The following is a 16573-nucleotide window of genomic DNA, read 5'->3' as shown; positions in this document are numbered from 1 at the left end:
GTTTTTGAAATGAATATATTAGCAGTTCGATGTTAAAGAAAATTTATACAATCATTATTGTTCCGTATACTCTGTTTTTGCTCTATCTGATGTTCTTGGGAATGGGAAGATTTCAGTATGAGGAAAATCTCATCACGGTAGAACCAGTTTTTTCTACCATCAAATTTATCCAGGGACCCAATAAAACTATAGATATAGTAACAATTGTCTTGGGTAATATTATGATGTTTATTCCTTTTGGATTTCTGGGCTGGGTAATTCCCGGACTGAAAAAGCTGAAACCTCTGATATTTGGTTTTATTTCATGTATTGTTATTGTAGAAGCGCTTCAATATTTTACCAGAATGGGAATATTTGAGGTAGATGATATCCTCCTGAATACTTTCGGGGTATATATTGGTTGGTTGCTACGCAGATTTTTGGATAGGAAACTTAATTATTAAGTTCTTTTGCACGCTTTTCAGCGTTCAGAATCCCTTGTTTCAGAATTTCTTTGAAACTGTTCTCTTCAAATGTTTTTAAAGCAGCTTCAGTAGTTCCTCCTTTGGATGCAACATCTTTAATCAGTTCCTCAAGATTTTTTTCCGAATTATTGATCAGATGATAAGCTCCCAGCATCGTCTGTTTTACAAAAAGTTTGGAAAGGTTTTCTTCAATTCCCATTTCAATGCCGGCTTTAATCATAGCATCAATTATATAATAAAAATAGGCAGGGCCGCTTCCTGACAGAGCTGTAACTCCATCCAGAAGTTCCTCATCCTCCAGATAAACCGATCTTCCTGTGCTGTTTAATAATCTTTCAATATTGATTAACTGGCTGAAAGAAATTCCGTTGGCAGCAGTATAACCTGTGATTCCCATTCCCAGAAGAGTAGGAGAGTTTGGCATTGCTCTTACTACAAGCGGATGATTCAGCAATTTTTGGATTTTTTCAATATTAATCCCTGCCATGATGGATAAGACCATCTGGTTTTCCTTGAAAGTAAATTGAATGTTTTGGGCAACCGCCTGAAAATCCTGAGGCTTTACTGCAATGATGATTAAATCAGCATCAATATCTCTTACCTCTTCGAAAGTGGAGATTTTGGATTTGGGAAATTCCTCAGCTATTTTGGAGATTTTTTCCTGACTTCTGATAATAAGATGCAGATGTTCAGGTTTGATCAGTTCGTATTTTAAGAATGATTTCGAAAAAGAAAGTCCCATATTTCCGGCTCCAAGAATAGCTATTTTCATCACAAATTGTAATTTTTAAGCTAAAGTAATGATTTTCCGGAGACTATATATGAATTGATTCTGAATTAATTTTTGTTGGGTGAGTGCAAAGGAGTAAAAGTTTTAAATAATATGCCGTTTAAAGGCGCGGGAACATTTCGACTTCGCTCAATATGAGATTTTCAGTAAGGATGATAATGAAATAAGATAAGGTTAATCCTTTTGTAGTACAAAGATCGAACAGCATTAAATTTTCTCGAAGATAAAATCCTTGCGCCGTAAAATACTAATAAAGAAAATAAAAGATCCTTGCGACTGTGCACTCATCCAATACTTACAGATAATAAGAAATAAAAAAAGACTGAATTCATACGAATCAGCCTTTATATATTTTTAGATTAAATAATATTCACTTCCCGTTCAAGTTCTATCCCGAACTTTTCCTTTACAGAATTAATGATCTCCGTAGAAAAATCAAAAATTTCTTTTCCTGTAGCACTCCCGGTTGCATTAATGATCACAAGAGATTGTAGTTTGTGTGAAGCTACATTTCCGATTTGTTTTCCTTTCCATCCGCATTGTTCAATCAGCCAGCCGGCAGGAACTTTTACCCCATCTCCATTCGGGTAACCCTGAATATTTTCAAATTTTTGTTTTAATGCTTCAAACTGAGCTAAAGGAATGGTTGGGTTCTTGAAAAAACTTCCGGCATTTCCAATTTCTTTAGGATCCGGTAATTTGCTTTGACGGATATTGATCACTGCTTTTGAAACATCCTGAATGGTTGGATTTTCAATGCCAAGATTTTCGAGTTCAGATTGGATTGCTCCATATTCGGTTTTGATATGGTGATCTTTTTGAGTCAGTTTAAAAGTAACTTCCAGAATAACATATCTGCCTTTTCCTTCCTGTTTGAAAATAGAATCCCTGTATCCGAACCTGCATTGTTCAAGATTAAAAGTTCTCAATTCAAGATTCTCCAGGTCCAATACTTCACAGCTTACAAAAATATCTTTAATTTCTGTTCCATAAGCCCCGATATTCTGCATCGGAGAAGTTCCTACATTTCCCGGAATTAAAGAAAGATTTTCAAGGCCTCCATAATTTTTTTGCAGGCAGTACATTACAAATTCATGCCAGTTTTCACCTGCTTTTGCGGTTACCCATACCTCATTTTCATTGATGATTTCTTCGGAAATACCTCTTAAACTAAGTCTGATAGCAAGACCATCAAAATCTCTGGTAAGAAGAATATTACTTCCGCCTCCCAGGAACAGAAGCTTAAGATTTTGGGTCTTCGCGAAAATGAGTGCCTCTTTTAATTCATCAATAGTATTAACTTCAGTGAAATAACGGGCCTGGGCTTCAACACCAAATGTGGTGTAAGGTTGTAATGAAAAATTTTCCTGCATGTTTTTATTGGTATTCTTTGGGGAGAATTTTGTCTAGTTGTTCTTTAAGTTGCTGTAATTGCTTGTAATGTAAAGTATCTGCATAAGCATTCACATAGATATGTGATTTTTTGGGAGTCCGGATCTGGAAGGTTTCATCTGTTCCGTCTACAGACTGTTGGCTTGGAGAACTTTTGATATGGTCAAGATCTACAATATTGATCGTTGATACCAGCTTTTTCCAGGTTTCGGCATTCATAGCAGATGCCCATGATTTATGGGTTTGATTGGCTGTCATCCCTTGTTCTGCAAAAACAGAATCTTTTGTGGCCTTCACAATTCTGTAGTTTCCCAGATGTCCTCCGATGTCGGATACGCTGATGAAGGTAATCTCGTGTAGATTTTTTTGAGAAACAGATGGCTCTGTCTTTTTGGAATCACAGGAAAAAAATGCCGACAGCAAAAGGATCGAAAACAGGATTTTCAGATGGAGTTTTTTTGTTGTCGGCATCAGTATATTTTTACAGACTGAATTCTTCTCTGTACTTCTTTAAAGCTTCTTTAAGAATTTCAGCACTTCTTTTTAAATCTTCTTCTTTCAGTACATAGGCAATTCTTACCTGCTTTTTACCTAATTCAGGATCGCTGTAGAATCCTCCTGCAGGCGCCACCATGATGGTTTCGTTATTAAGAGAATACTTTTCAAGCAGCCACTGGGCAAATTTTTCAGTATCGTCTACCGGAAGTTCTGCAACACAGTAGAAAGCTCCTCTTGGTTTAGGGCAGATCACTCCTGGAATAGCATTTAAAAGATCTACCAATACATTTCTTCTGTGGGTATATTCTTCTCTTACAGCTCTGATGTAAGGGCCGTCATTTTGGTGTGCTGCTGTTGCTGCAATCTGTCCTAAAAGAACCGGGCTTAATCTTGCCTGTGCAAAAAGCATCGCCGCATTACGGATCTTGTTGGAACGTGTCACCATACACCCGATTCTTACTCCACACATAGAGTAACGCTTGGATTCAGAGTCAATAATGATACAGTTTTCAGCTAATTCAGGGAAATCAAGCATTGAGATCTGCTGCTTTCCATCGTATACGTATTCTCTGTATACTTCATCAGAAATGATGACGATATCATATTTCAAAGCGATTTCTGCCAGTTTCTGAAGTTCCTCACGGGTATAAAGATATCCGGTAGGGTTACCAGGGTTACAGATGATGATCGCTCTTGTTTTTTCTGTAATTTTTTTCTCAAACTCTTCAACAGGCGGCAAAGCAAAACCAGTATCAATTGTAGAAGGTACAGCTACTACATTCACGTCAAATGTGCTGGTGAAACCATTGTAGTTGGCATAGTAAGGTTCTGGGATAATGACTTCATCACCTTCGTCACATAGAGTAGAGATCGCAAAGTTAAGCGCTTCAGAACCTCCGTTGGTAACAATGAAGTTATCAGGAGTAAGATCTGAGAACCCTAATGAATGATAATATTCAGTAAGGGCCTTTCTGTATTCTATATTACCTTCAGAAAGAGCATATTCCAATACTTTTAAATCGATGTTCTTTAAAGCATTTAAAGCTGTTTCCGGAGTTTCAATATCAGGCTGTCCGATATTAAGGTGGTATACTTTTATTCCTTTTTGTTTTGCTTGTAACGCAAAAGGAACCAGTTTTCTTACCGGCGATGGCGGCATATGCAGTGCTCTGTTTGAAATATTCGGCATTGTTCAAAAAATTTGTATGACAAAAATAGGATTTAATTTCTCAATAATAAAATTAAGAATCAATAAGAAGATGTTTCATTACGTTTTATGTTACCTTTAAAATTTACATATTAAAAGGCTTTTAATATTAATTTTTCATACATTTTAAATAAAGTTTATGATTTTGTTAAAAATAATATTTTCGTATTATTATTTTTGCTAAATTTCGCCTCAAATGTGATTAAAATGGTAATAAATTTATTTTCTAGAGTAATACCTGCTATTGCTCTGTTTTCAGCCACGGCTATGATGGCTCAGAATTATCAAACCATGCCCATTTCCTCAGGCTTTACAGCTGATGTAATCGCTAATGGCATCGGTTCTTCCACAATTACTACAAACAATGACGTAGACGGAGTTTCTTACGCTTTTGTAGCTAAAGATTTTCAGCTAACCTCCACAAGTGCAGCTATTACGTATGGTATTCCTGTTGACGGGATTATTAATTCTGTAGTGGCAACCACTCCGGGACTGAGTTTTCAACTGGCGGGTCTGAGTGCGAACAACTCTTTAAGACTGGCGGCAATTAATGATAACGGAACCCTGGCATTTACAGCACCAAAAGCTGCAACCAAGTTGTACATGCTTGCTGTAAGTGGAAGCGGTACTTCTACGGTAAATGTAGTAGTGAATTTTAGCGATGGAAGTTCGCAGACGTTTTCAGGGATCAGTCTTGCTGACTGGTATAATGGGCCTAGTTTTGCCATCCAGGGAATAGGAAGGATTAAAAAGCCCGGGGCTACTCCCGGTGCCGGTGATGATATTCCGTCTCCTGAGGGCGGAACCAATCCAAGATTATATCAGGCTGAACTGGCTATAGATGCCGCAAATCAGGCAAAACTAATACAAAGTGTAACGGTAACCAAAGCAAGTGGTTCAGGCATACCGAATATTTTTGCTTTTTCGGCAGATGCTTATTCGGATTGTATGCCTCCTGTATTGCAGGCCGTTTCCGGAATCACAGCCAATTCTGCTTTAGTCTCATGGACAGGCAGTGCTGCCAGTTATGATGTGTACCACAGTACTTCCAGCACAATACCAGCAAGCTCAGTAACACCTACTTATCCGGGAGTAACAGGAACAAGTACAACAATAGGAGGTCTTAATTCCAATACAACCTATTATTATTGGGTGAGATCCAACTGTAATACTGTAACCGGACAGAGTGTATGGTCTTTTGCAGGAACATTTAAAACGGCTTGTTCTACTTTCACGGTTCCTTATACAGAAAACTTTGATACGACAAGTACAGGTTCAAGCACCAATACCAATGCTCCAAGCTGCTGGGCATACCTGGAAACTCCTTCATTTTCGGGTTATGGCTATGTATCAACCTCCAATAGTTATTCAGCACCTAATTCTTACTACATGAATAACTCGAGTGCGACTACAGGCAGTCAGTTATTGGTTGCACCTCCAACGGTGAACCTTTCAGACGGGACCAAACGTGTGAGATTCTATGCAAAAGCCGGAGGAAGTAATTATACTTTATTGGTGGGAACACTATCGAACCCTGCGGATCCTGCATCCTTTACACAGATAGGAGCTCCTATTTCCCTTACAACTACGCATGCACAATATACCGTGAATATTCCTGCAGGTTCTGATTTGCAACTGGCATTTAAACACGGTTTAGGAGGTTCTTCACGTTCTATTTATATTGATAATATTACCGTTCAGAATATTCCTTCCTGCCTTGAGCCGACTGCGGTTGCGGTATCCAATCTTACAGTGAACTCTGCAACAATTGGCTGGACTGCTCCTCTTTCGGTTCCTGCAAATGGATACGAAGTATACTACAGTACAACGAATACAGCACCTGATGCATCTACTGTTTTGGACGCTTCCAACTCTGTAACTTCTGCTACAACTTCTGCACCATTAAGTTCATTATCTTCTGATACCAATTATTATGTATGGGTAAGATCTGTATGCAGTGCTGCTGATAAAAGTATCTGGAGTGAGATGCTTACATTCAGAACAGGGTATTGCTTACCTTCATCTACTTCTCAGAATTCATGGCTTTCTGACTTCAGTTCTACAGGAGGACTTGTAGATATGGCTTATTCATCCGGTTCAAGTGTTGCTGGAGGATATCAGAATTTAACAACAACCAGTAACAAAATAATCAATGCTCCGGGATCCAGTACTTCCGTATCTTTTACGGCCGGTGGTCCTACGTGTGGAATCGGGGTTTGGGTAGACTGGAATAATAATTTAACTTTTGAAGCTTCAGAAAGAATGTTTGTGACCAATACTTATGTTACAAGTACGTCGGGATCTATCACTGTACCTGCAGGAACACCTCTTGGATCTTATAGAATGAGAGTGGTGACTGATTATAACAGTACAGCCCCTTCAAACCCTTGTTCTGCTATTTCAAGAGGAGAATTTATTGATTTTACCTTTGAAGTGGCTACCTCTTTATCCACTTCGGAAACGAATCTGAAGAAAAAAGAAGTGAATGTATATCCTAATCCATTTAAAGATGTGCTTCATGTTGCAGATATTAAAAATGTAAAATCTGTAACAGTTACAGATGTAGCGGGAAGAGTAGTGAAAACTATTGACAATCCAACTAATGAACTTCAGTTAGGGGAATTGAATGCCGGTTTATACTTAGTGACGATGAACTTTAAGGATGGTTCAAAATCAACAGTAAAAGCCATTAAAAAATAAAATTTTTTGAGTTAATAATTTCTGTAGGCAGCTGCATTCGTGCGGCTGCTTTTTTTTGTGATCAGTTTAATAATAACTGGACAAAATATTATCAGAAAATGTCCATAAAATTATTATACATTTGCACCGAAAACTATAATATCCATGAATAAATTTAAACTATTTTTTTTAATACCATTATTTTATTCCGAATTTTCCCAGGCTCAGCGAATTGATAAAGAAATAATCAGTTTCCAGCTTTTAAAAGAGCCGGTTTTTCCTACGGAACTTTCCAACAGAAATTACACAATTACGGTAAAGTCTCCCTACAATATTACAAAAGATGATGTCATCAGAATTTCAAAAGAAGACCACCAGAAAAAGGTAGACAATTACCAGACTAATGTTGAAAATGCCAAGTATGAACATCAGGAAAGATTAAAAGACTATGATGCTGAAGTAAAAAAACTTCAGGAAAAATACAAACTTGAATCTGCAGAATACAGCAAATTGTCAGCTGTTGAAAAAATTGCAGCAACCAATGGTGCTCCCGTACTGAGGCTTCCTTCAAGACCTATCCTTAATATTCCTCCGATGCCGGTGTACCAGCAGCCCGATCTGAGGGATGCTTTAATTGTGGATAACAAAATTCTGGCTTCTCAAATCGATGTGATTGGTTTTTCAAAAGGTGGAAATTATCTTGATATTGTCATTGAAATGGAAAGAACAAATTTCCAGGACAATCAGGGAAAAACTTTTGCCAACCAACCTACAAAAATCACGGCGAAGCAGGACGGTGCCATAAAACTGGATAAAACCTACTTCTCAGATTTTGCTGAAATAGCAAGTGTTCCAACTAATGAAATTAATCTGAATGCTCAGGAAAAAAGATTCCTGCAAAGAACGATCGACCGCACAAGAAATATTATCAATGAAAACTTCGGGTATCAGACGATCAACTCTACAGTGACATTGGCGACGGTAAAAAACAAAGGAGAGTATGATGATCTGGAGAAAGCATATATCTATGTGACGACCAATCTGAAAAAGCTTCAGGCAAAATCGGATTATGCACCGAACAAAATTGCCATGGAGAATATGCAGAAAGGAATTGATCTCTGGAAAACAGCTTTAACAAAAGTAAATTACAACGATAAGAAAGCTGTTTACAATCAGAAGATCGGAGAATACCTTTATTTTAACCTGATTAGATTGAATATTGCTTTAGGAAACTATCAGGAAGCAGAGAAATATTTAAATGAGTTACAGGAGCATTTAGTAGATATTAAATTATCCTACGATGCCAATCTTGAACTGAAAAGATTAGAAGAAAAAATTTATAATAACTAAAGAAAACGATATGATTAAACAGATTATTGCTTCGGCATTAATTACCGCTTCCGTGTACTCTTATGCACAGACGAAAGTAACAGAAGGAACAAAATTCACAGTGGATGCCAATCTTGAAAAGGATGATAAACTGGTACTGGCAGATGATTACAATTCTTATATGTTCAGTGTTATCAATATTGACGGACTGATGAGAAATGTTTTCCCTCATAAAAAATTACTGATGAGAAAACTGGATCAGAACGGAAGTCTTGTAGACACCTATGTAAAAGATTACGCCAATAAAACGAATGGTGTGCTTCACAATTATCTGGGATCTCAGCAGATCGATGATGATAAATTTATAGCATTTACGGAAGAGTATTTCGGAAAAGAAAACAGAAAAGAAGTATTCCAGCATGTTTTCAGCAGAAAGGAAGGTACTTTTACAACAAAGAGTATTGCAAAATACAGCATCGAGTCTACCAACAAATCAGGAACTACCTATGTCCTTTTCTCAGAAAACGGGAAATATGCAGCTGTCTTCAATGACAGATATGCGAATAAAAAGACAGATAATGTGAATGATGTGCTGGTAATGGATTTAAGAACGCTTTCTCCGGTCTGGAACAAAGAAATCACATTGAGTAATGATTATGTTGAAAAGTCTTTGACATTAACCAACTCAGCGAAAATCGTCCTATTACGTAAAGCAGCAGGCTGGAAAGAATCCTATAAGCTGGAACTGGTTTCCAATACTGAAGATAAAGACCTTCCGTTCGATGATAAATATATTCCTGAAAAATTATATGCTTTCAGTAAAAATGATAGTGATTATCTGGTGACTTTTGGAAGGAAAAATGCAGCAGTTACCATTGGAGCAAGTACTTTCGGAACGGTAATGTACTATGATATGAAGTCTGGGAAAGCAGTCATCAGCAATACCAATCTGGCTGGAAGCAAAGACATGAGCGATGTGAAAGTCATTAAAACGATTGTGAAAGGGGATGAAACTTTAATGGCTGTTCAGCAGGAGACGGTGACAAGACCGATGCCTACAGCAATGAACCGTTTCCCTGATCCTGTATATTCTCTGGATGCGGGAATGCTGATCAAGTTTAATAAAGAAGGTGAGGTAAAACAATTTGTAGCGGCAGGCACTTCTACAGGAAAAAGAATTCATGTGGTGGAAGCCGGAGACAAACTTTATATTTCCGCTTTCTATCCTAAAGGAGCATTCGGGAATACAGGATTTTCTATGAAAGTTTTTGATTTCGCCAATCTGAAGCCTCAGGAAGTAAGCCTCGATTATAAAGGTAGAAATTTCTTCCAGAACTACGGTTTTGCAGATGGAAATATGATTCAGTACGTTCCGAATGTCAACAAAATGATGTTCCTTCAAAAGAGCAGCAAGGAGGTTCAGATGTTCAGTGTGTACAATTTTATAAAATAATCGTATTTTAGAAAAAATTATCACATGCAGATTCAGTCGGTTTCTATAGAAGATTATATCTCAAAAATTCCTGAAGAAAGACAGGAAGCTTTTAAAAAACTTTTTGATACGGTGAACGACAACCTTCCGAAAGGTTTTGAAGACGCTTCAAATTATGGGATGATAGGCTGGGTAGTTCCTTTGACAACCTATCCTGCCGGATATCATTGTGCACCCGGGACACCGTTGCCTTTTATCAACCTTGCTTCCCAGAAGAATTTTATAGCTTTGTATCATATGGGACTATATTCCAAGCCGGAACTTCTGGATTGGTTCGTAGGAGAATATCCCAAATATTCGAAGAAAAAGCTGGATATGGGTAAATCCTGTGTCCGCTTCAAAAAAACAGAAGATATTCCTTTTGAACTGATTGCCGAGCTGAGTCAGAAAATGACGCCTGATGACTGGATCGGAATTTATGAATCACAGTATAAGAAATAAAAAGAGCCCTGAAATCTATTTGATTTCAGGGCTTTTTTTTATGCTGGAAGCTGGAGGATGGGAGTAGGAAGTTATATTTGTGTTTAAAAACTATCAGTTGTTATTCCTTGATGAGCAATCTGAATATTAAAAAGTTAATTAAATGATGTGTATTTATTCATCGACATCCAGAAACTTCCATCCTCCAGCTTCCCTCTTCCAGCTAAAAATGAATATCCCAGATTCCCGCTTTACGTTCCAGCTCAATCAAAGCGGCAGCATTATCTGCTAGAGCTTCATAATAATCTTTTCGAACACTGTTATAGGTTCTCTGCGCATTCAATACTTCAAGGATAGAGCTTTCTCCTCTTTTGTAACTATAAATGATTCCTTCCAGAATACTTTTGGCCTCAGAAAGCATTCCGTTATGAAATTGTCTGAGCTGTTTCTGAGTGGCTGTGTATTGCTGAAAAGCCTGCATTACCTCAGCTTTTATCTCCTGTTCGATCTGTTTATACTCAACTTCTGCCTGTGAATGGGCCATTTCTGCAATTTTCAATCCGGCATTTCTTCGGTTGGAAAATTTTAAAGGAATACTGATGCCCATTTTTACAGCATTTACAGTGGGAGAAGGGGCAATTTCATTCGTCGCTTCAGTATGTCGTTCTGCTCCGGCACTGATGCCCAAATCTATGACACGATTAGCTTTTTCAAGGCTGATCTGGCTTTTGGCAACTTCTGTATTTTGCTTGGCTGCCAATAAATCTGCTCTTTCATTCAATGCCTGAAGAATCAGATCGTCAATGCTGAAATCTCTGTTGAAGGTATTAAAATCTCCGGTAACATCTCTGCCAGTTATTTTGCTGTCTCCAAGAAATACAGATAAACCGGTGAGAGCCTGCTGCTCTGCACTTTCAGCCTGATATACTTCATTGAGCAAAGAAGCTGCTTCCAGCTTACTCTGTTTGGAAGTGACCCATGTTATCGTTCCCAATTTATACCGGATACTGTCGGATTTTGCCAATTGCTGCATGTTTTGATAAGAATCCTGCTGTACTTCAAGCAAAGCCTTGGATTTTAAAGCCTCAATATATCCTAAACTGGCATCTGCACGAAGGTTCCTGAAAAAATCCTGCAATTGTATTTTGCTCAGCTCCGATTGATTTCTTGCCAGATTTACCCTGGCCTTTCTTTTACCGCCCAATTCAAGTGTCCAGCCAAGTGAGGCACCATACACATAACCCATACTTTGTCTTACCCCGTTATTGCTGGTTTCCATTTCCAGCTCAGGATCAGGAAACATATTAGCGGTCTGAATAGCTGCTTCGGACATGCTTACATTGTATTTTTGAGAAGCGTAGCCTAAATTTTTATTTCCTACAAGACTCAGGTATTCTTCAAAGGGCAAAAGCTCTTTTTCCTGTGCTTTCATCCCGGTGATGCTGAGCAATACGACAGATAATATGATAAAACGAACTCTAATTTTCATCTGATTCTAAATTTTGTTTTTTGTTTCGGCGTTCAGCCATAAAATAAATAGCCGGAAGCACGAATAAGGTTAAAATAGTAGAGAACATCAACCCATAAACAATTACTGTTGCCAGTGGACGCTGTACATCAGAACCGATTCCTGTGGCCAATGATGCCGGAAATAATCCGATGACAGCAACCGTCGCGGTCATCAGTACAGGTCTGAAACGGTCTTTTGCACCTTTGATGGCAGCATCTTTCAGTTCATATCCTTTCTTCCGCAGATCATTGATATGAGAGATCATGATCACTCCATTCTGGATGGCCACTCCAAAGAGAGTGATAAATCCTACTGCTGAAGATACATTCAGAGACATTCCGCGGATATTGAGTGCCAGCATTCCCCCAAATAGAGCCAACGGAACGATAGACATCAGTACCAAAGCCTGCCTGAAATCTCCAAAGGCACCGTACAGCAGAAGAAACATAATAGCTAATGCCAGCGGAACAATAAATGCCAGCCTTGAATAGGCTCTGTTTTGATTTTCAAACTGTCCGCCCCATTTGATCTGGTATTTTTCATGATCATATTGGATCTCTTTTTCAATTTTATCCTGTGCATTTTTCAGGAAAGAAGAAAGATCGGTTCCTCTTAAATTCAGCTTTACCGTAAGATGTCGTTTATTCATTTCTCTGGTAATGGTACTTTCACCTGTACTTAATTTCACTTCTGCTACCTGTGATAAAGGTATTTTGGCTCCGGAAGCTGAAGTCAGCATCAGATTTCCGATTTTATCCGGAGTATCGCGGCTGTCTTCTGTGTAACGGCATGAAATATCATATACTTTATTGCCGATAAAGATCTGGGAGATGGCTTTTCCTCCCAATGCCACTTCAATAAGGTCGGCCACATCTGCTACATTCAGTCCGTACTGAGCAATTTTATCTCTGTTGGCAATAATCTGCAGTTGAGGTAGCGGTGGCTCCTGATCAATGGCAAGGTCTGCCGAACCCGGAATTGTATGTAATGTAGACAATACATTTTCTGCAATTCTTCTGGTTTCTTTAAAATCTTCTCCATATACTTTTACCACCAGCTCACTGTGCGCTCCGGAGATTTTGTCCATAACTCCATCAATCATAGGTTGTGAAAATCCGACAGTGAATCCCGGCATGTCCTTATAATCTGCAGCAAGTTCTTTGATGAGGTCTGCTTTTGTTTTTCCCGAAGGCCATTCGCTGTAAGGTTTTATTCCGACCGATACCTCAAAGTGGGAAGCGGTCCATGGGTCGGTACCATCATCATTACGTCCTGCCTGAACCATCATATAGGTAATTTCAGGATGTTTCAGTGTGCGGGCACGTAAAGTATCACTCATTTCTTTTGACTTGGCTAAAGAAATTCCGGGTGGAAGCTGTACCTGCAGCCATATAGAGCCTTCATCCAGTTCAGGTAAAAAATCTTTTCCTACATGCCAGGAGAGAATTCCGGCAGATACTAAAACAATCATAATGGGAATGAGAACTCTTTTAGGAGTCTGCATTATTTTTTCAATGCTTTTTCCATAGGCTTTACTGAGTTTCTCCAGCCATTTATTGTGATAGATCTTCTGTGGTTTCCGATAAATCACATAGGCTAATCCCGGGATAAGAAGTAATGCTACAGCAAGGGCTCCCAACAGAGCATATCCAACAGTAAAAGCCATGGGGGTAAATAATTTTTTTTCTACTCTTTCAAAAGCAAATAATGGAAGGTAAGCCGTAATGATAATGATGGTGGAAAAGAAAATAGGTTTTGCCACTTCAATCACTCTTTGGGTAATTGTTTTTTCTTCCAGCGTTTCTTCAGAATTCTCTTCCCGTTTCCTCAGGATGGTTTCAAGCATGACGATGGCTCCGTCTACAATGATTCCAAAATCAATCGCTCCCAGTGAAAGAAGATTAGCCGGAATATTGGTAAAATGCATTAGTATAAAAGCAAATAATAAAGAAAGCGGAATGGTAATCGCTACCAGTAATGCTCCCCGCCAGCTTCCCAGAAATACAATCAGCACAATAATAACCAAAACAATTCCTTCGGTAAGGGTATGAGAAACTGTGGTAAGCGTTGTTTTTACAAGATCTGTTCTGTCCAGAAAAGGGTGGATCTTTACTCCGGGTGGAAGTGTTTCGTTATTCAGTTCTTCAATCGCTTCATGCACACCTTCCAGTACCTCGGAAGGATTTTGTCCTCTTAGCAATAGTACAATTCCTTCCACGCTTTCAGAATAATTACGGTTTCGGTCTGTGTAGCCAAGAACTCCTTTTCTTTCAAGGTTTCCGTATTTCAGTGTTCCAACATCATTCAGGAAAACAGGAACCCCATTCTGGGTTTTCACTACAATTTTTCCCAGATCATCCAGGTCTTTTACCAAACCTATTCCACGGATGACATAGGCCAGGTTTCCACGGGGAAGCATACTTCCTCCGGCACTGACATTGTTTTTGGAGATTGTTTCGGTAACTTCTGACAGGGATAAACCGTACTGTTCAAGCTTATGCGGATCCAGCTCAATCTGGAACTGGGTGGTAATTCCTCCGAAATTGGTGACATCAGCAATTCCTGAAACCTGTTTGATTCGGGGGATAATGACAAATTTCTGTAAATCTGTCAATTCCCGCAGACTGTGGCTTTTACTTTCAATAATGTAACGATACACTTCGCCGATGGGAGAGGTAAGGGGATCTAATCCTGGCTGTGCCCCATAAGGAAGTTCCACATCAGTCAGTCTTTCCTGGATACGCTGCCTTGCCCAGTAATCATCTATCCCGTCATCAAAAACTATCGTAATAATTGACAGTCCGAAGGTACTTTTGCTTCGCATCACATGCATTCCGGGAAGTCCGTTCAAAGATCTTTCCAAAGGAATGGTAATTTGCTGTTCTACTTCTTCGGCGGCCAGGCCCGGAACCTGCGTTACCACCTGGGAAGTGACATCGGCAATATCAGGATAGGCTTCTATGGATAATCTGGTCCAGGAATAGTATCCGAAGAATCCCAGTAAAAGGAAGAGGGCAAGCATCAGCCATCTCTTCTGTATAGAGATTGTCAGTAATTTCTTCATAGTTTTTCATTTACATTATTTTGTATCAGGCATATAAATTCCGCCTTCGGTCATGATGGTTTCTCCGGGTTTTAATCCTGATATGATTCTTACAGTTTTTTCATCGGTTTCTCCCGTTGTCACAGAACGTCTGGTAAATTGGCTTTTTCCTGTTTTTATCCATACATATTGTGAACTGTCCTCCTGCATTAAGGCCGTTACAGGAATCATCATCGTCTTTTCAGGGGTTGTTGAGAAGTTTACGGTGGCGTACATTCCCGGCTTTAATTTTCTGTCCGGATTATCGCATTCAATAAGAACTTTAATGCTTCGGGTATCTTCATCCACCATTTCATTGATGTGGTATACTTTTCCGGTAATATTTCTGTCGGGATAGGCGCTTACTTTTACAGAAACCTGGTCGCCAATATTGACAAAGCGGATGTCTTTTTCCTTTACATCACCGGAAATCCAGACTTTTGATAATTCTGCGATGATCACGACCGGATCTGCATCTCCCTTCAGATATTGGCCGTTGACAATTTTGTTGGAAATAATTTCTCCGTTAATGGGTGCTCTTACAATAAGCGGACTTCCTATGCTTCCGCCTTTGCTGTTATAGACCTTCAGGGCAGAAGATGCATTGGAAAGGGATGTTTTTTTATTTTTAAAATCGGTTTCCGCTTCGTCCAGCTCTTTCTGGATACCGACTCCGTGTTTTACGAGGTCCTGCTGGCGTCTGTAATTTTTTTCTGCAAGCTGTACATCATTCAGAGCATCCGTGTAATCTTTCTGAACTGAAAAATAATCTGATGAAAGGATTTCAAAAAGCGGGTTTCCGGCAGAAACATTCTGTCCAAGCTGAATAAAAGATTTTGTAATTCTTCCGGAAAAAGGGCTGGCAATTTCCGCATAATGATTGGGGATTGCCTGGATTGTTCCCGCTGAAATTACACCGTCGCTGTGTTCCTGTTCGGTTACCATCTGTGTTTTAATTTTTTTGAAAACCGGATGGCTTTCCGGAATGGTGATCTGGTTACCTTTTGTTATAATTTCCGGTTCTTTGTTTTGCTGAGGTGCATTGTCTTTACAAGAGGCTGCAAAGAGAATAATACTACTTAAGATTATTTTTTTCATGATCTTAATACAATTGAGTGCTGTTGCTGATTTTTACTTTTTCTTTGTTATTTTTCCTGGCACTGAACCATTTCTTGCTTCTTGCTTCTTTCTGAGAGGATAGGGTAGGCCTCAGGAATATATTGGTAGATACAATGAAGAGAACTGTGATAAAGGCTTCCAGAGGATATCCCAAAGCGCATAATGCGCCTATGGCTGCTGAACACCATAATGTGGCTGCTGTATTTAATCCTCTTACGGTAAGGCCGTCTTTCATGATAACACCGCCGCCAAGGAAACCTATTCCACTGACGATATAAGAAGTGATTCGGCCGGCTGCATCGCCACCAATTCTGATGGCAATCAGTACAAATGCTGCAGAACCGATACATACCAGAGTGTTGGTGCGGAGACCTGCATTTTTTTTGCGCCACTGTCTTTCGAAGCCAATACCGGCTCCCAGACAAAATGCGGTAAGGAGACGAAGGGTAAATTCGAATGTATTCATAACTTTTCCTGTTTTTGTAAGCTTTTCTGCTGTACGGGAAAAGTGAGTACAACTAAAGCTTTTAAAATTGATAATTACTGTAAGGATCTGAGTCCATATTGCTTTATTTTTTACTGTGCAAAAGT

13 protein-coding genes are annotated in these 16573 nt (G+C 39.1%); 5 read left to right on the top strand and 8 right to left on the bottom strand.

Features of this window, described 5'->3' with window-relative positions:
* The first annotated feature begins 29 nt into the window (after nucleotides 1-29).
* Nucleotides 30-443: a VanZ family protein gene (locus tag DEU40_RS00450; RefSeq protein ID WP_110008037.1), complete on the top strand. Its 414-nt coding sequence runs from the start codon at nucleotides 30-32 to the stop codon at nucleotides 441-443.
* On the opposite strand, the gene proC is transcribed toward DEU40_RS00450, so the two are convergent.
* The 4 genes from proC to DEU40_RS00430 form a co-directional block, all read right to left on the bottom strand.
* Nucleotides 433-1236 carry a pyrroline-5-carboxylate reductase gene (proC, locus tag DEU40_RS00445; RefSeq protein WP_110008036.1) on the bottom strand — a complete coding sequence of 268 codons (804 nt, stop codon included), beginning with the start codon at nucleotides 1234-1236 and terminating at the stop codon, nucleotides 433-435. The genes DEU40_RS00450 and proC overlap by 11 nt on opposite strands.
* 377 nt (nucleotides 1237-1613) lie before the next feature.
* Nucleotides 1614-2627 carry a UDP-N-acetylmuramate dehydrogenase gene (gene murB, locus DEU40_RS00440; protein WP_110008035.1) on the bottom strand — a complete coding sequence of 338 codons (1014 nt, stop codon included), beginning with the start codon at nucleotides 2625-2627 and terminating at the stop codon, nucleotides 1614-1616.
* A 4-nt stretch (nucleotides 2628-2631) separates the two neighbouring features.
* A complete protein-coding gene (locus tag DEU40_RS00435) occupies nucleotides 2632-3117 on the bottom strand; it encodes a hypothetical protein (RefSeq protein ID WP_110008034.1) in 486 nt (161 codons plus the stop codon).
* Nucleotides 3118-3127: 10 nt separating this feature from the next.
* A complete protein-coding gene (locus tag DEU40_RS00430) occupies nucleotides 3128-4333 on the bottom strand; it encodes a pyridoxal phosphate-dependent aminotransferase (protein ID WP_110008033.1) in 1206 nt (401 codons plus the stop codon).
* 225 nt (nucleotides 4334-4558) lie between these two features.
* Between DEU40_RS00430 and DEU40_RS00425 the strand changes: the two genes are divergently transcribed.
* From DEU40_RS00425 to DEU40_RS00410, 4 genes are all read left to right on the top strand, one after another.
* A complete protein-coding gene (locus tag DEU40_RS00425; RefSeq protein WP_110008032.1) occupies nucleotides 4559-7051 on the top strand; it encodes a GEVED domain-containing protein in 2493 nt (830 codons plus the stop codon).
* 144 nt (nucleotides 7052-7195) lie between these two features.
* Nucleotides 7196-8380, top strand: coding sequence for a hypothetical protein (locus DEU40_RS00420; RefSeq protein WP_110008031.1), 1185 nt, complete (start codon nucleotides 7196-7198; stop codon nucleotides 8378-8380).
* Between the two features lie 10 nt (nucleotides 8381-8390).
* Nucleotides 8391-9812 carry a hypothetical protein gene (locus DEU40_RS00415; RefSeq protein ID WP_110008030.1) on the top strand — a complete coding sequence of 474 codons (1422 nt, stop codon included), beginning with the start codon at nucleotides 8391-8393 and terminating at the stop codon, nucleotides 9810-9812.
* 24 nt (nucleotides 9813-9836) lie between these two features.
* A complete protein-coding gene (locus tag DEU40_RS00410) occupies nucleotides 9837-10292 on the top strand; it encodes a DUF1801 domain-containing protein (protein WP_110008029.1) in 456 nt (151 codons plus the stop codon).
* 202 nt (nucleotides 10293-10494) lie between these two features.
* On the opposite strand, the gene DEU40_RS00405 is transcribed toward DEU40_RS00410, so the two are convergent.
* Genes DEU40_RS00405 through DEU40_RS00390 form a run of 4 tightly spaced genes read right to left on the bottom strand, consistent with a single transcriptional unit; the run spans nucleotide 10495 to nucleotide 16448 of the window.
* A complete protein-coding gene (locus DEU40_RS00405) occupies nucleotides 10495-11760 on the bottom strand; it encodes a TolC family protein (protein WP_110008028.1) in 1266 nt (421 codons plus the stop codon).
* Nucleotides 11750-14845 carry an efflux RND transporter permease subunit gene (locus DEU40_RS00400; protein ID WP_110008027.1) on the bottom strand — a complete coding sequence of 1032 codons (3096 nt, stop codon included), beginning with the start codon at nucleotides 14843-14845 and terminating at the stop codon, nucleotides 11750-11752. The genes DEU40_RS00405 and DEU40_RS00400 overlap by 11 nt, the downstream gene beginning before the upstream one ends.
* A 15-nt stretch (nucleotides 14846-14860) precedes the next feature.
* Nucleotides 14861-15961 (bottom strand): efflux RND transporter periplasmic adaptor subunit, encoded by a 1101-nt coding sequence (locus DEU40_RS00395; RefSeq protein ID WP_110008026.1) that lies wholly within the window; start codon nucleotides 15959-15961, stop codon nucleotides 14861-14863.
* 4 nt (nucleotides 15962-15965) lie between these two features.
* Nucleotides 15966-16448, bottom strand: a complete 483-nt coding sequence (locus DEU40_RS00390; protein WP_110008025.1) for an MgtC/SapB family protein — start codon at nucleotides 16446-16448, stop codon at nucleotides 15966-15968.
* Between the last annotated feature and the right edge of the window lie 125 nt (nucleotides 16449-16573).

Source organism: Chryseobacterium sp. AG844 (assembly GCF_003182335.1).
Lineage (GTDB): Bacteria > Bacteroidota > Bacteroidia > Flavobacteriales > Weeksellaceae > Chryseobacterium > Chryseobacterium cupriresistens.
Note: the sequence above shows the minus strand (reverse complement) of the source record. Positions and strands in the feature narration are given on the sequence as shown.

Coding starts and splice junctions, on each gene's coding strand:
- DEU40_RS00395 (WP_110008026.1), bottom strand. CDS start 15,961: ATGAAAAAAATAATCTTAAGTAGTATTATTCTCTTTGCAGCCTCTTGT.
- DEU40_RS00435 (WP_110008034.1), bottom strand. CDS start 3,117: ATGCCGACAACAAAAAAACTCCATCTGAAAATCCTGTTTTCGATCCTT.
- DEU40_RS00400 (WP_110008027.1), bottom strand. CDS start 14,845: ATGAAGAAATTACTGACAATCTCTATACAGAAGAGATGGCTGATGCTT.
- DEU40_RS00450 (WP_110008037.1), top strand. CDS start 30: ATGTTAAAGAAAATTTATACAATCATTATTGTTCCGTATACTCTGTTT.
- DEU40_RS00420 (WP_110008031.1), top strand. CDS start 7,196: ATGAATAAATTTAAACTATTTTTTTTAATACCATTATTTTATTCCGAA.
- DEU40_RS00390 (WP_110008025.1), bottom strand. CDS start 16,448: ATGAATACATTCGAATTTACCCTTCGTCTCCTTACCGCATTTTGTCTG.
- murB (WP_110008035.1), bottom strand. CDS start 2,627: ATGCAGGAAAATTTTTCATTACAACCTTACACCACATTTGGTGTTGAA.
- DEU40_RS00405 (WP_110008028.1), bottom strand. CDS start 11,760: ATGAAAATTAGAGTTCGTTTTATCATATTATCTGTCGTATTGCTCAGC.
- proC (WP_110008036.1), bottom strand. CDS start 1,236: ATGAAAATAGCTATTCTTGGAGCCGGAAATATGGGACTTTCTTTTTCG.
- DEU40_RS00430 (WP_110008033.1), bottom strand. CDS start 4,333: ATGCCGAATATTTCAAACAGAGCACTGCATATGCCGCCATCGCCGGTA.
- DEU40_RS00415 (WP_110008030.1), top strand. CDS start 8,391: ATGATTAAACAGATTATTGCTTCGGCATTAATTACCGCTTCCGTGTAC.
- DEU40_RS00410 (WP_110008029.1), top strand. CDS start 9,837: ATGCAGATTCAGTCGGTTTCTATAGAAGATTATATCTCAAAAATTCCT.
- DEU40_RS00425 (WP_110008032.1), top strand. CDS start 4,559: ATGGTAATAAATTTATTTTCTAGAGTAATACCTGCTATTGCTCTGTTT.